Origin of the sequence: Prosthecodimorpha hirschii (genome assembly GCF_001305515.1) — a bacterium.
Classification (GTDB): domain Bacteria; phylum Pseudomonadota; class Alphaproteobacteria; order Rhizobiales; family Ancalomicrobiaceae; genus Prosthecodimorpha; species Prosthecodimorpha hirschii.
In genome coordinates this window covers 2,620,964-2,635,629 of sequence record NZ_LJYW01000001.1, presented here as the reverse complement: position 1 = coordinate 2,635,629, position 14,666 = coordinate 2,620,964, and the positions used below count along the sequence as shown (strand labels likewise).

At 68.6% G+C, this 14,666-nt stretch carries 9 protein-coding genes and 1 pseudogene; 7 read left to right on the top strand and 3 right to left on the bottom strand.

Annotated features, from left to right (window positions below):
* From ABB55_RS30325 to ABB55_RS11520, 5 genes and pseudogenes are all read left to right on the top strand, one after another.
* Positions 1-392: pseudogene (locus ABB55_RS30325) on the top strand (ABC transporter substrate-binding protein); the annotation flags it as partial.
* Positions 392-2,260: an extracellular solute-binding protein gene (locus ABB55_RS11535; RefSeq protein ID WP_054358932.1), complete on the top strand. Its 1,869-nt coding sequence runs from the start codon at positions 392-394 to the stop codon at positions 2,258-2,260. The pseudogene ABB55_RS30325 and the gene ABB55_RS11535, both read left to right, overlap by 1 nt.
* Complete coding sequence (locus ABB55_RS11530) at positions 2,261-3,376, top strand: microcin C ABC transporter permease YejB (RefSeq protein ID WP_054358931.1); 1,116 nt, start codon at positions 2,261-2,263, stop codon at positions 3,374-3,376.
* Between the two features lie 3 nt (positions 3,377-3,379).
* Positions 3,380-4,549 (top strand): ABC transporter permease, encoded by a 1,170-nt coding sequence (locus ABB55_RS11525; RefSeq protein WP_054358930.1) that lies wholly within the window; start codon positions 3,380-3,382, stop codon positions 4,547-4,549.
* A 20-nt stretch (positions 4,550-4,569) separates the two neighbouring features.
* The gene (locus tag ABB55_RS11520; RefSeq protein ID WP_054358929.1) at positions 4,570-6,195 is read left to right on the top strand and encodes an ABC transporter ATP-binding protein; all 1,626 of its coding nucleotides are present in this window, start codon (positions 4,570-4,572) and stop codon (positions 6,193-6,195) included.
* A 29-nt stretch (positions 6,196-6,224) separates the two neighbouring features.
* Here ABB55_RS11520 and ABB55_RS11515 read toward each other — a convergent pair whose 3' ends face one another.
* Positions 6,225-8,675 (bottom strand): transglycosylase domain-containing protein, encoded by a 2,451-nt coding sequence (locus ABB55_RS11515; RefSeq protein WP_054358928.1) that lies wholly within the window; start codon positions 8,673-8,675, stop codon positions 6,225-6,227.
* A gap of 311 nt (positions 8,676-8,986) precedes the next feature.
* Between ABB55_RS11515 and polA the strand changes: the two genes are divergently transcribed.
* Complete coding sequence (polA, locus tag ABB55_RS11510; protein WP_054362001.1) at positions 8,987-12,004, top strand: DNA polymerase I; 3,018 nt, start codon at positions 8,987-8,989, stop codon at positions 12,002-12,004.
* A 14-nt stretch (positions 12,005-12,018) separates the two neighbouring features.
* Positions 12,019-12,606, top strand: a complete 588-nt coding sequence (locus ABB55_RS11505; protein ID WP_054358927.1) for a hypothetical protein — start codon at positions 12,019-12,021, stop codon at positions 12,604-12,606.
* Between the two features lie 387 nt (positions 12,607-12,993).
* On the opposite strand, the gene ABB55_RS11500 is transcribed toward ABB55_RS11505, so the two are convergent.
* Together ABB55_RS11500 and ABB55_RS11495 are read right to left on the bottom strand one after the other, a co-directional pair.
* Positions 12,994-13,731 (bottom strand): DUF3750 domain-containing protein, encoded by a 738-nt coding sequence (locus tag ABB55_RS11500; protein ID WP_054358926.1) that lies wholly within the window; start codon positions 13,729-13,731, stop codon positions 12,994-12,996.
* Positions 13,732-14,107: 376 nt separating this feature from the next.
* On the bottom strand, positions 14,108-14,666 hold a 559-nt coding region (locus ABB55_RS11495; RefSeq protein ID WP_160321216.1), incomplete at its 5' end, for a transposase.

Below are 14,666 nucleotides of genomic sequence, written 5' to 3'. Positions count from 1 at the left end.
GTGTCCGATCGCGCGACTTTGACATGATCTATAGCGGCTGGGGACAGTCCTTGTCTCCCGGCAACGAGCAGCAGGATCATTTCGGCAGCGCGGCGGCCGACCGCCAGGCCTCGAGCAACTATGCCGGCATCAAGAATCCGGCGATCGACTACATCATCCAGCGCGTGATCTACGCCAAGGACCGCGCCGAACTGGAGGCGGCGACGCGCGCGCTCGACCGGCTCCTGGTCTGGAACCACTATGTCGTCCCGGGCTGGACCTACCGCTTCACCCGGCTGGCGCGCTGGGACCGGTTCTCGCGGCCGGAGACGCTGCCCTACTATGCCGAGCCGCAGTTCCCGACCATCTGGTGGTGGGACGCCGAGAAGGCCGCCAAGACGGGTAGCCGCTGATGGGCGGCGGATGGGACCGGCGCCGCGTTCTGGCCGGCCTCTCCGCAGCCTCGGCTGCGGCGCTGACCCGGGTGCCCTGGGCCTGGGCGGCGGACGGGATCGAAACCCACGGCCTGTCGATCTTCGGCGATCTGAAATACGGCCCGGATTTCAAGGCCTTCGACTATGTCAATCCGGCGGCCCCGAAAGGCGGGCGCCTGGTGACGGTGCCGTCGCAATGGGCCTACAATCAGAATCCGTCGACTTTCAACACGCTCAATACCTTGATCCTGAAGGGCGACGCGCCGGTCGGCATGGAGCGGACCTTCGCCAGCCTGATGACCCGCGCGCTCGACGAGCCGGATGCGGTCTACGGCTATGTCGCCCGCAGCGCCGCGGTGCGCGACGGCGGCGCCACCTTCGTGTTCCGCCTGCGTCCCGAGGCGCGGTTTCATGACGGATCGCCGATCACCGCTGAGGATGTCGCCTTCTCGCTGACGACGCTCAAGGAGAAGGGCCATCCGTCGGTCTCGCTGACGCTACGCGACATGCGCGCCGTCGAGGTCGAGGCGGCCGATACCGTGGTGGTCCGCTTCGCGCCGACCCGGTCGCGCGGGCTGCCGCTGATCGTCGCCACCCTGCCGATCCTCTCCAAGGCCTGGTACGCGACCCGGGACTTCGAGCAGACCACCACGGAGGCGGCGCTCGGCTCCGGTCCCTACCGGGTCGGGCGATTCGAGGCCGGGCGTTACATCGAATACGAGCGGGTGGTGGACTGGTGGGGGCGCGATCTGCCGGTGGCGGCCGGGCACAACAATTTCGACATCGTCCGCTACGAGATGTTCCGCGAGCGCACCGCCGCCTTCGAGGCCTTCAAGGCCGGGCTCTATTTCCTGCGCGAGGAATTCACCTCGCTGGTCTGGGCGACGCAGTACGACTTCCCGGCGCTCGCCGACGGCAAGGTCGTCCGATTCGAGCTGGAGGATCGCTCGCCGTCCGGCGCGCAGGGCTGGTACCTGAACATGCGCCGCCCGAAATTCGCCGACCGCCGCGTGCGCGAGGCGCTCGGGCTGGTGTTCGACTTCGAATGGACCAACAAGAACGTCTTCTTCGGCAGCTACAAGCGCATCTCGTCCTTCTTCGTGAATACCGAGTTCGAGGCCGCCGGTCTGCCCTCTGCGGAGGAGCTGGCGCTTTTGGAGCCGTTCCGCGGCAAGGTGCCGGACGAGGTCTTCGGCGAGCCCTGGACGGCGCCGGTCACCGACGGCACCGGGCGCGACCGGACCCTGCTGCGCCAGGCCGCGAAGCTCCTCGCCGAGGCCGGCTGGACCGCCCGCGACGGAACCTTGCGCAACGCCAAGGGCGAGAGCCTGACGGTCGAGTTCCTCGACAGCGATACCTCGTTCCAGCGCGTCACCGGCCCCTATCTGGAGAATCTGAAGCGGATCGGCGTCGATGCCAGCGTGCGGGTGGTCGATCCCTCGCAATATCAGAAGCGGGTCGACGAGTTCGACTTCGACGTGATCACCCGCCGCAGTTCGTTTCCGCCGACGCCGGACGAGGATATCCGTCAGGCTTGGCATTCCGAATCGGTCGACCGCAAGGGCTCGCGCAATATCGGCGGCATCCGTGACGAGGCGGTCGACGCGCTGATCCTGAAGGCGCTCGGCGCCGAGACCCGTGCGGAACTGACGGTCGCCTGCCGGGCGCTCGACCGGGTGCTGCGGGCGGGGCGCTACTGGATCCCGCAGTGGCACAAGGCGTCGCACTGGATCGCGATGTGGGACCTCTATGATCGCCCCTCGGTAAAACCGCGCTATGCTCGCGGCATCGAGACCACGTGGTGGGTGAACCGCGACAAGGCCGAAAAGCTCGGCAAGGGACTCTGAATGGCCGCCTACATCTTCAGACGCATCCTGCTGATGATCCCAACCCTGCTCGGTATCATGCTGGTCACCTTCGTGATCGTGCAGTTCGCCCCGGGCGGGCCGGTCGACAAGGTGATCGCGCAGCTGACCGGGACCGATGTCTCGGCCACGTCGCGCATCTCCGGCGGCGGCTCGGATTTCCAGGGGCAGCCGGGCGGCGGCGGGCAGCCGGGTGCCGGCGGCGACAGCGGCAACAAGTATCGCGGCGCCCAGGGCCTCGATCCGGAATTCATCAAGAAGCTCGAAAAGCAGTTCGGTTTCGACAAGCCGGCGCCCGAGCGCTTCGCCCTGATGCTGTGGAACTATATCCGCTTCGATTTCGGCGAGAGCTACTATCGCAACATCTCGGTGCTCGACCTGATCAAGGAAAAGCTGCCGGTCTCCATCTCGCTCGGATTGTGGCTGACCCTGCTCGGCTATGCCGTGTCGATCCCGCTCGGCATCCACAAGGCGGTCAAGGACGGCAGCCGCTTCGACATCTGGACCAGCGCGGTGCTGGCGATCGGCTACGCCATTCCGAGCTTCCTGTTCGCCGTCATGCTGATCGTGCTGTTTGCCGGTGGCTCGTTCTGGCAACTGTTCCCGCTGCGCGGCCTGACCTCCGACAACTTCGCCACCCTCAGCGTTGCGGGCAAGATCGCCGACTATTTCTGGCATCTGGTGCTGCCGATCACCGCCATGGCGATCGGCCATTTCACCTCCTCGGCGATGCTGGTGAAGAATTCTTTCCTGGACGAGATCCGCAAGCAATATGTCACGACGGCGCGCATGAAGGGACTGTCCGAGGGGGCCGTCCTCTACGGCCATGTCTTCCGCAATGCCATGCTGCTGGTCATCGCCGGGTTTCCGGGCGCCTTCATCGGCGCCTTCTTCGGCGGTTCGGTCCTGATCGAGACCATCTTCTCGCTCGACGGCATCGGTCTGCTCGGCTTCCAGTCGGTGGTCGACCGCGACTATCCGGTCGTCTTCGCGACGCTCTTCATCTTCTCGATCGTCGGTCTGGTCGTCTCGCTGATCTCGGACCTGATGTATACCTGGATCGATCCGCGGATCGATTTCGAATCGCGGGAGGTCTGAGTCATGGATGCCCGGACCCCCGTTGCCGATCCCGCCCCCGCCCCCTCCGTCTCCCGGCCGATCGCGGCACCGGCGCGCGCGCGCCTGAGCCCGCTCAATCGCCGCCGCTGGGAGAATTTCAAGCGCAACCGGCGCGGCTACGTCTCGCTCTGGCTGTTCTCGATCCTGTTCGTGGTGACGCTGTTCGCCGAGTTCCTGGCCAACGACAAGCCGATCCTGGTCCACTACAAGGGCGAGTATCTGGTCCCGGTGCTGGTCGACTATCCGGAAGAGAAGTTCGGCGGCTTCCTGGCCAAGACCGACTATCGCCATCCGGACATCCAGAAGGAGATCGCGGACAACGGCTGGGCCCTGTGGCCGCCGATCCGCTATTCCTACAACACCGTCAACGGCGACATTCCGAACCCGGCGCCGGCCAAGCCGTCCTGGATGTATGACCGTCAGGAGCGCTGCTCGCGCTATATCCAGGGCGCCGACGATCCGAATTGCGTGGTCGGCAACTGGAACTGGCTCGGCACCGACGATCAGGCGCGCGACGTGCTCGCCCGGGTCATCTACGGGTTTCGGATTTCGGTCCTGTTCGGCCTGATCCTGACCATCATCTCGTCGATCATCGGCGTCGCAGCCGGGGCCGTGCAGGGCTATTTCGGCGGCTGGACCGATCTCCTGTTCCAGCGCTTCCTGGAGATCTGGACCTCGGTGCCGGAACTCTACCTGCTCTTGATCATCGCCTCGGTGTTCGTGCCGAATTTCTGGATCCTGCTCGGCATCCTGCTCCTGTTCTCCTGGACGCGGCTGGTCGGCGTAGTGCGGGCGGAATTCCTGCGCGCGCGCAACTTCGAATATGTCCGCGCCGCCCGCGCCCTCGGCGCCGGTAACGTCGCGATCATGTGGCGCCATGTCCTGCCCAACGCCATGGTGGCCACGCTGACCTTCATGCCGTTCATTCTCAACGGCTCGATCACTACCCTTACGTCGCTCGACTTCCTCGGCTTCGGCCTGCCGCCCGGCTCGCCGTCGCTCGGCGAGCTCGTGTCGCAGGGCAAGAACAATCTGCAGGCGCCCTGGCTCGCCATGACCGCCTTCGCGGTCATCTCGATCATGCTGAGCCTGCTGCTCTTCGTCGGCGAGGCGGTGCGCGACGCCTTCGACCCGCGCAAGACCTTCCAGTGACGGCCGCGAGAGGATCCATCATGACCGCTCCCCTCCTGTCCGTGCGCGATCTCGGCGTCGTGTTCCGCCAGAACGGCGTCGACACGGTCGCGGCCGAAGGCATCTCGTTCGACCTCGCCAAGGGCGAGACCCTGGCGCTGGTCGGCGAATCGGGCTCCGGCAAATCGGTGACGGCGCTGTCGATCCCCCGTCTGCTGCCCTATCCGGCGGCCCGCCATCCGGCCGGCAAGATCCTGTTCAAGGGCCGCGATCTGCTGGCCGCCAACGAGGCGGACCTCAGGGCGGTGCGCGGCAACGAGATCACCATGGTGTTCCAGGAGCCGATGACCTCGCTCAACCCGCTCCACACGGTCGAGCAGCAGGTTGCCGAAATCCTGCGCCTGCACGGCCGTCTCGGCGAGGCGGATGCGCGCGCCAAGGTGCTCGATCTCCTGGCCAAGGTCGGCATCACCGAGCCGGAAAAGCGGCTCGCCGCCTTCCCGCACCAGCTTTCCGGCGGCCAGCGGCAGCGCGTCATGATCGCCATGGCGCTCGCCAACGAGCCCGATCTCCTGATCGCCGACGAACCGACCACGGCGCTCGACGTGACCGTCCAGGCGCAGATCCTGAAGCTTCTCGACGACATCAAGACGCGTGCCGACATGGCGGTGCTGCTGATCACCCACGATCTCGGCATCGTGCGCAAATACGCCCAGCGCGTCTGCGTCATGACCCGGGGCCGCATCGTCGAGGCCGGGCCGGTCGAGACCGTCTTCGCCAATCCGCAGCATCCCTACACGCAGCATCTGCTCGCCGCCGAGCCGCGCGGCAATCCGCCGACGACCGACCGCTCCAAGCCGGTCGTCGCCGCGGTCGAGGACCTCAAGGTCTGGTTCCCGATCAAGCGCGGCCTGCTCCGGCGCACCATCGGCCATATCAAGGCGGTCGACGGCGTGACGGCCGCGATTCGCGAAGGCCAGACCCTCGGGGTGGTCGGCGAATCCGGGTCGGGCAAGACCACGCTCGGCCTCGCCCTCCTGCGACTGATCTCGTCCACCGGCCGCATCGTCGTGATGGGCCGTGACATCCAGGGCTTCGGCTCGGCCGCGGTCCGGCCGCTGCGGCGCAACATGCAGGTGGTGTTCCAGGACCCGTTCGGTTCGCTGTCGCCGCGTCTTTCGGTCGCCGACATCATCGGCGAGGGCCTCGACATCCACATGCCGCACCTGACCGAGAGCGAGCGCGACGCCCGCGTCGTCGGCGTGCTCAAGGAGGTCGGTCTCGACCCCGAGACGCGCCACCGCTACCCGCACGAATTCTCCGGCGGCCAGCGCCAGCGCATTTCGATCGCGCGCGCGCTGGTGCTGGAGCCGAAATTCATCATGCTCGACGAGCCGACCTCGGCGCTCGACATGTCGGTGCAGGCGCAGGTGGTCGATCTGCTGCGCGACCTCCAGGTCCGGCACGGTCTCGCCTATCTGTTCATCTCGCACGACCTGCGCGTCGTGCGCGCGCTCGCCAACGAGGTGATCGTGATGAAGGACGGCAAGGTGGTCGAGCAGGGGCCGTCCGAGCGGATCTTCTCCAGCCCGTCGACCCCCTATACGCGCGCCCTGATGGCCGCCGCCTTCCAGATGGAAGCGGTCGAAGACGTCGTCCGTCAGTAGAGGGCGGCCCGCGGCGGCGGACCGACCGTCTACCCGCCGAACATCCGCTTCAGGAAGTCGTCGACGCCGCCCATCGGCGCGGGCGGTCGCTGCTGCGTCCGCTGCGGCACCGGGGCCGGGGGCAGCGGCAAGCCCTGGCCGGCCAGATTCGGATTCGGATTGGAATAACCCGGCGCCGGATAGGGCGCGGGCGGATAGGGAGCCGCGGGCGCGGGCGCATAGGCGGCGGGGGCTGGCGCATATCCGGACGCGGCGGGAACGCCCGGCACCGGAGCGGCCGGCACGGCCCCCGTCACGACCGAATCCGTCACGGTCGGCTGGTTGCGCCGCCAGGTGCCCGGGATGTCGGCGACCGGCTTGCCGCGATGCGCCTCCAGCATGAAGCGCTGCCAGACGGTCGCGGCGATCGAGCCGCCGGTCGCGTGCTTGGTCGGCGTGCCGTCGTCGTTGCCGAGCCAGACGCCGGTGGTCAGGAGCGCCGTGTAGCCGATGAACCAGGCGTCGCGGAAATCCTGGCTGGTGCCGGTCTTGCCGCCGGCCGGCCAGCCGGCGATCTGCGCCTTCTTGGCCGTGCCGGTGATCAGCGTCTCCGACAGCATCGTGTTCATGGCGGCCAGCGGACCGGCATCGATCACCCGGCCGATGCCGGAACCGCGCCGCTCGTAGAGCACCTTGCCCTGCGAGCGGATGCGCTGGATGACATGCGGGCTGACGCCGTAGCCGCCGTTCGAGAAGGGCACATAGGCGGCGGTGATCTCGAGCGGCGTCACCTCGTAGGAGCCGAGCGCGATGGCGGCAGTCGGCTGCAGCGGCGAGGTGATGCCGAGCCGCTCGGCGACCGAGACCACCTTCTTCGGCCCGACCTCGACGGCGAGCTTGACCGCGATGGTGTTGATCGATTGCGCCAGCGCGTCCTTCAGCTGCATCGGGCCGCGGAAGCCCTTCTCGTAGTTCTTCGGGCTCCAGCCCTTGAAGCTGACCGGCTCGTCGACCCGGACCGTCTCCGGCGTCAACCCGGTCTCCACGGCGGCGAGATAGACGAAGGGCTTGAAGGCCGAGCCGGGCTGCCGGCGCGCGGTCACGGCGCGGTTGTACTGGCTCTTCTGATAGTCGACGCCGCCGACCAGCGCGCGCACGGCGCCGGAGGGGTCGACCGAGACCAGCGCGCCCTGGTTCACGTCCTTGGCGTCGCCATATTGCGCCAGCCCGCCCTGCAGCGCCGCCTCGGCGATCAGCTGCAGGTTCTGGTCGATGGTCGTCTCGACGACGATGTCGTGGTCGATCGAGCCGACATAGGCCGGCAGGAGGTCCATCACCCAGTCGGCGACATAGTTCTCGGTGCCGGTATTGGGCCGGTCGAAAATGGTCTGCGGCGCCTTCAGCGCGGCCTCGCGGTCCTTCTGCGCCAGGAAGCCGGCATCGACCATGGCGGCCAGCACGGTCTCGGCGCGCGCGCGGGCGAGCTGCGGGTTCTTGGACGGGGCATAGCGCGACGGCGCCTTCAGGAGGCCGGCCAGCATGGCCGCCTCCATGACGTTCACCTGCTTGGCGGACTTGCCGAAATAGCGCCGGGCGGCGGCGTCGACCCCGTAGGAGCCGGCGCCCATATAGACCCGGTTCAAATACATCTCGAGGATCTGGTCCTTCGAGTATTCCCGCTCCAGCCAGAGCGACAGGATCACCTCCTGCACCTTGCGGCCGAAGGTCCGGTCGGGGGTCAGGAACAGGTTCTTGGCGAGCTGCTGGGTCAGCGTCGAGCCGCCCTGCGCGACGCCGCGCGAGGTCAGGTTGACGGCGACCGCGCGCGCGAGGCCCCAGGGATCCATGCCGAAATGGCTGTAGAAGCGGCGGTCCTCGATCGCCATCACGGCCTTCGGCAGATAGGGCGGCAGATCGGCGAGCCGCACGGCCTCGCCGCCGGTATCGCCGCGATTGCCGATCAGCGTGCCGTCGGAGGAGACGATGCGGATGTTCGGCGGCCGCTTCGGCACCGCCCATTCGGTGGTCGGCGGCAGGCGCGAGCCGTAATAGAGCACGATGGCGCCGGCGCCGATCACGCCCCAGATGCCCATCACGCAGGACCAGTAGACGATGCCGCCGATCAGGCTGCGCCGGCGGCGCGCGGCGGGCTTGCGCGGACCCGAACCGCCGCCGCCGGAACCTCCGCCCGAACCTCCGGATGACGGGCGCCGCCGCGGCGGGGCCTCGTCGCGATCGCCCGCGTCGTCACGGCTGCGGGGGCGCTGGCCGCCCCGGCTGCGGCTGCCGTCGCGCTGGGCGACCACATCGGTGTCGTAGGACGAAACGGAAGGTTCCAGGCGGCCGGAGCCGGCCTCGCGCGGGGCGCGCCGGCGCACGGCGCCGGGGCCGACCGACGAGGGACGATCCTCCGAGGACAGGCGCAGGTCGAGGCGATCGGGCTCGCAGCCCGGGTCGTCGAAGAGCGGTTCCGCCTGCCGCTCGATGCGTCGCGCGACCATAGTCCCCTCGCGTCTTTCCGTCCGCCCCTCCCCGTCGGCACGGTCGGCCTTGCGCCGCGCCGGCTGTCGGTGTCGCCCCGCCCGCTGCCGGCCTCCGTCTCGTCGGAGAGGAGGTCGGCGCGGGCGCGGTCAGGTGAACGCTAAAGATGGCGAATTAAGGGGGGGTTAAGGATGCCGCCGGCGCGGCCCCGGGTTCCAATCCGCGCCGGCGCCCCTATGATCCGGGCATGACCGACGCTCCTTCCGACCCCGCTCCCGTCGCGCCCGCCGGCGCTGCCGCCCCGCTGCGCAACGGTGCCGAACCCTGTGCCGTGAAGGCCGGCGACCATGTCTTCCTGGTCGACGGTTCGTCCTACATCTTCCGCGCCTATCACGCGCTGCCGCCGCTGACGCGCAAGTCCGACGGCCTGCCGATCGGCGCCGTGTCGGGCTTCTGCAACATGCTCTGGCGGCTCCTGCGGGAGGCCGACAAGACCGAGGTCGGGGTCAAGCCGACCCATGTGGCGGTGGTGCTGGACGCCTCCTCGGTCACCTTCCGCAACGCGCTCTACGACCAGTACAAGGCGCAGCGGCCCGAGCCGCCGGAGGATCTGCGCCCGCAATTCGGCCTGATCCGCCAGGCGGTCGAAGCCTTCAACGTCGCCTCGATCGAGCAGATCGGCTTCGAGGCCGACGACCTGATCGCGACCTATACCCGCGAGGCCGTCGCCTGCGGCGCCGACGTGACCATCGTCGCCTCCGACAAGGACCTGATGCAGCTCGTCGGGCCGCGGGTCATCATGTACGACACCATGAAGGAGCGCCGGATCGGCCGCGCCGAGGTGATCGAGAAATTCGGCGTCGGCCCCGAGAAGGTCGTCGACGTGCAGGCGCTGGCCGGCGATTCGGTCGACAACGTGCCGGGCGTGCCGGGCATCGGCATCAAGACCGCGGCGCAGCTGATCGAGGAATATGGCGATCTCGAAACCCTGCTGGCGCGGGCCGGCGAGATCAAGCAGCCGAAGCGGCGCGAGGCGCTGGTCACCAATGCCGAGAAGGCGCGCATCTCCAAGGTCCTGGTGACGCTGCGCGACGACGTGCCGCTCGATCACCCGATCGAGCATCTGGCTGTGGCGCCGCTCGACGGAGCCAAGCTGATCGCCTTCCTGAAGACGATGGAATTCACCACCCTGACCCGCCGCGTCGCCGAGGCGACCGGCTGTGAGCCGGCGGCGATCGCGCCGTCGCCGGTCACCATCCGCCATTGGCCGCCGGGCAGTACCGCGGCCGGGGAGGGCGCCGATCCTGCCGCCGCTGCCGCGGCCGCGTCGGGAGACGCCGAAACCACGGTGCCGGCCGACGGGCGGCCGCCCGCCGAGGGCGCCCCGACCGCATCGGCCCCGTCTGTAGCCACCCCGTCTGCCGCCGCACCGGCGGCCGCGACCGGCATGACGCCCGCAGCCCTTGCGGCCGCGCGTGCCGAGGCCGGCCATGTCGGGCCGATCGCGACCGACCGCTATGCCTGCGTGACCCGGCTGGAGGATCTGCAGCGCTGGGTCGAGCGCGCCGTCGAGGCCGGCGTGGTGGCGATCGACACCGAGACCAATGCGCTCGATTCCATGCAGGCCGACATGGTCGGCTTCTCGCTCGCCGTCGCCCCCGGCGAGGCCTGCTACGTGCCCTTGCTGCATACCTCCGGTGGCGCGGGACTGTTCGATCAGGAGACCCGGCCGGAACAGATTCCGGTGGCCGACGCGATCGCGGCGATCCGCCCGCTGCTCGCCGATCGCTCGATCCTGAAGGTGGCGCAGAACCTGAAGTTCGACGCCATGGTGCTGGAGCGGCATGGCGCGCCGATCGTCGGCGCCGACGACACCATGCTGATCTCCTACGTGCTCGATGCCGGCCGGGCGACCCACGGCATGGACGACCTGTCCGAGCGCCTGCTCGGCCACAAGCCGATCGCCTACAAGGAGGTGACCGGCACCGGCAAGGCGCAGGTGACCTTCGACAAGGTGCCGCTCGACCGCGCGACCGCCTATGCGGCCGAGGATGCCGACGTGACGCTGCGGCTGTGGCGCGTGCTGAAGCCGCGGCTGGTCGCCGAGGGCATGACGACCGTCTACGAGACGCTGGAACGGCCGCTGGTCGATGTCTTGAAGCGGATGGAGATGCGCGGCATCTCGATCGACCGCCCAATCCTGTCGCGGCTCTCCGGCGACTTCGCGCAGACCATGGCGCGGCTCGAAGCCGAGACGCACGAGCTCGCCGGCGGCGCCTTCAATCTCGGCTCGCCCAAGCAGCTCGGCGACATCCTGTTCGGCAAGATGGGCCTGCCGGGCGCCAAGAAGACGCCGACCGGCGCCTGGGCGACCGGCGCCGACGTGCTGGAAGACCTGGCGGCGCAGGGCGTCGAGCTGGCACGCAAGATCCTCGACTGGCGCCAGGTCTCCAAGCTGCGCTCGACCTATACGGACGCGCTGCCCGGCTACGTCCATCCCGAGACGAAGCGGGTCCACACCTCCTTCGCGCTCGCCGCCACCACGACCGGGCGGCTGTCCTCCTCCGAGCCGAACCTGCAGAACATCCCGGTGCGCACCGAGGAAGGCCGCAAGATCCGCACCGCCTTCGTGGCCGCGCCGGGCTTCGCGCTGGTCTCCGCCGACTACAGCCAGATCGAACTGCGCGTGCTCGCCCACATGGCCGACATCCCGGCCCTGAAGCGCGCCTTCGCGGACGGCATCGACATCCACGCCATGACGGCGTCGGAAATGTTCGGCGTGCCGGTCGCCGGCATGGACCCGATGGTCCGCCGCCGCGCCAAGGCGATCAATTTCGGCATCATCTACGGCATCTCGGCCTTCGGCCTCGCCAACCAGCTCGGCATCGGCCGCGAGGAGGCCGGCGCCTATATCAAGAAATATTTCGAGCGCTTCCCCGGCATCCGCGACTACATGGAGGCGACCAAGGCCGCCTGCCGGCGCGACGGCTACGTCACCACCATCTTCGGCCGCAAGGCGCACTATCCCGAGATCGCCGCCAAGAACCCGTCGGTGCGCGCCTTCAACGAGCGCGCCGCCATCAACGCCCCGATCCAGGGCTCCGCCGCCGACATCATCCGCCGCGCCATGATCCGCATGGAACCCGCCCTCGACGCCGCCCGCCTGAAGGCCGCGATGCTGCTGCAGGTCCACGACGAACTGATCTTCGAGGTACCCGAAACGGAAGTCGACGCGACCCTCCCGGTCGTCCGCCGCGTGATGGAGGAAGCCCCGCACCCCGCCGTCACCCTCGGCGTGCCCTTGCAGGTCGATGCCCGCGCAGCGCGGAACTGGGACGAGGCGCATTGACGGGGGTGTGAACCATGGCGGTCATGAGGATCGGCCGGCCGCCCCGGCGGCATGCCGTGGTCTGGACCGACGAACTGCCGCCGAGCGGGACCCTGCCAGCCGGGCGGATCGACCAGCGTCAGGAATTCGAGGCCGCCGGCCCGGCGCCGCTGCATGAGGTGGCCGCGGTCGAGTTCTGCATGCCGACCGGGCCGATCATCCCCTACGCGATGCTGGGCGGCCGGTTCCGCAGGCACAATGCCGAGACCCTGATCGTCGAAATCCCGGAGTTTTCCGCCGCCAACCCGATCCAACATCAACGCAGCGTAACCGGATCCGCCGATGCGACGCATGCAGGCGGATCGGCTGAGTATATTCCCGCCATCCTCAAGGCGATCGAGCGCATCGATCGGTCCTGTCGTCCCCGCGGAACGTTGACGCTCGCCGCCATGGCTCATGATGCGTTCGGCTCGTCGGACTTTTCCTTCAACGTCGCGACACAATTGCTGATGTCGGTCCTTCAGAGCGGATGCACCGTCGAGGACGGCGCCAGGGTGCTGGATGAATGCGTGGAACGGGCACGAGTTCATGGCGCCGGTCGTCCGTCTGACGACCGCAGGTAGGGTCGGTGGCACAAGATATCTGAGACTGCGGTCCTTTTGATGCCATTGCGAGACGAGTAGGCCCCGGATCGGCGGCCCTTCGGGCCTTGTCCGGGGATGCGACCGCGGGTTCCTTTGGGGATGACGGCATCCCCAAACCGCATCCCCAAACCCGCATCCCCAAAGCCACCCCCCAAACCGCAATCCCGGCCGCAGCCGAAGGCGGAGAGCCGGGACCTACTCTGCCCGCGGCTACCACATCGTCTTGAATTAATTTAAGAAATCGCGCCACGCCCGGCCGGTTCGGCTGCCGACGTGTGAACTGTCGGGGCGACCGTGATCCTTCGCGCGGTCCAGAACCAATCGAAAGCGGCCGCGGCCCTGGGCCATGGGCCCGGCGGGCGCTGCCTACATCCCGATCCGGCCCCAGCCGGGCAGCTTCAGGGCGGGGCGGCGGATGTCGAGGCCGGCGACGGCGCCGAGGACGTTGATCTCGAGGCCCTCGATCCAGCCGATGGTCACGCCGAGATAGCCGGCGAGGCTGAGCCGCAGGCCGAGGCCGGTCGGGGTGAGGCCGAACCAGCGGCCGTCGGCGGGGAAATCCTTGCCGATCGCGGTCGGCGGCAGGGCGGCGTCGATCGCCGGGACGGCGGCCAGCACGCTGGCCACGAAGGTGTTGGAGTTCGGTCCCGGCCAGAGGCGGTAGTCGCCGAGGCGCTGGTAGCCGTAGGCGGCCACCGCGGCCTTGATCGCAGGGATCAGCCGGGCGGCGGCCTCGCCGTCGGCGGCGAAGACCGGTTCCGGATCGTTGCCGTACCAGCGGGCATCGGGCGCGTAGGCGTTGACACGGATCGGCCGGCCCCAGCCGAGCTTGTCGTAGCGCTCGTAGGCGCCGCCGGCGGTCTTGACCACGATCCAGCTATGGACCGCGAAGATGCCGCGCCAGCGGCCGGTCCGCGCCGCATAGATGCGCACCAGCGCCGGCGCCTCGGCCGAGGCTTCCGGGAGACTCCCGGTCGACGACCAGTCGGCCGCCGTCCAGCTTGCCGGCCAGCCGCGTTGCCAATGCCAAAGGGCATGCAGCCCCAGCGGCAGCAGGAACAGGAGGGCGAAACCGAGCAGGAGGCGTCGGACGATGCGCGTCATGGGGCTCGTGTGCGGGGAAAATCGGCCGGGATCGTGGCGGGGCGGGGGAGCGGGCAGCGGGGAAGGGGCGGGCCAGAGGGCATCAGATATGGGGGCGATCTGGCAAACGATTGAAATAATGTGTCGATAGGCGAGCGGGCCCCGGATCGGCGGCCCTGCGGGCCTTGTCCGGGGATGCGACCGCGGGTTCGTTGGTGGATGACGGCATCCCCAAAGCGCACCCCCAAAGCGCATCCCCGAAGCCGCATCCCTAAGCCGCATCCCCAAACCGCATCTCCCAAGCCGCATCCCCCAAGCCGCACCCTCAAAACCGCCCCCCAAACCGCAATCCCGGCCGCAGCCGAAGGCGGAGAGCCGGCAACTGTGTCGAGACCTTTCATGCGTGGAAAGGAATCTGGTCTCGGATGACGGCGTTGGCGGTGACGAGGAGTTTACGGCTGACGGCGACGAGGGCGAGCTTGAAGGGCTTGCCGGCATCCCGGAGGGTCTGGAAGAAGGTCTTGAAACGGGGGCAATGTCGGATGGCCGCGAGAGCGCCCATGTAGAGCGCGTCGCGGACGCGTTTGCGTCCGCCGAGGATGGATCGCTGGCCGCGGAATCGGCCGCTGTCGCGGGCGAAGGGGGCGAGGCCCGCGAGGGCGGCGATCTGCTTGGGCGAGAGGCGGCCGAGCTCGGGCATCAGGGCGAGGAGCGTGGTTGCGGCGACCGGGCCGATGCCGGGGATGGAGCGCAGCAGGGCCTCGAGGCGGCGCAGTTCCGCCCGCGAGCGGACGAGATCGCGGATCGTGGCTTCGCAGGTGGCGATCTCCCGGTCGAAGGCCTCGATCATCCGCCGGATGCTCTCCTGCCAGCCCTCGCTTCCATCGGCGAGCCGGTTCTTTTCCTGTTGCCGCATCGCGACGAGCTGGTCGCGACGGCGGTTGGCTTCGTTCAGG

Coding starts and splice junctions, on each gene's coding strand:
- ABB55_RS11535 (WP_054358932.1), top strand. CDS start 392: ATGGGCGGCGGATGGGACCGGCGCCGCGTTCTGGCCGGCCTCTCCGCA.
- ABB55_RS11530 (WP_054358931.1), top strand. CDS start 2,261: ATGGCCGCCTACATCTTCAGACGCATCCTGCTGATGATCCCAACCCTG.
- ABB55_RS11525 (WP_054358930.1), top strand. CDS start 3,380: ATGGATGCCCGGACCCCCGTTGCCGATCCCGCCCCCGCCCCCTCCGTC.
- ABB55_RS11520 (WP_054358929.1), top strand. CDS start 4,570: ATGACCGCTCCCCTCCTGTCCGTGCGCGATCTCGGCGTCGTGTTCCGC.
- ABB55_RS11515 (WP_054358928.1), bottom strand. CDS start 8,675: ATGGTCGCGCGACGCATCGAGCGGCAGGCGGAACCGCTCTTCGACGAC.
- ABB55_RS11505 (WP_054358927.1), top strand. CDS start 12,019: ATGGCGGTCATGAGGATCGGCCGGCCGCCCCGGCGGCATGCCGTGGTC.
- ABB55_RS11500 (WP_054358926.1), bottom strand. CDS start 13,731: ATGACGCGCATCGTCCGACGCCTCCTGCTCGGTTTCGCCCTCCTGTTC.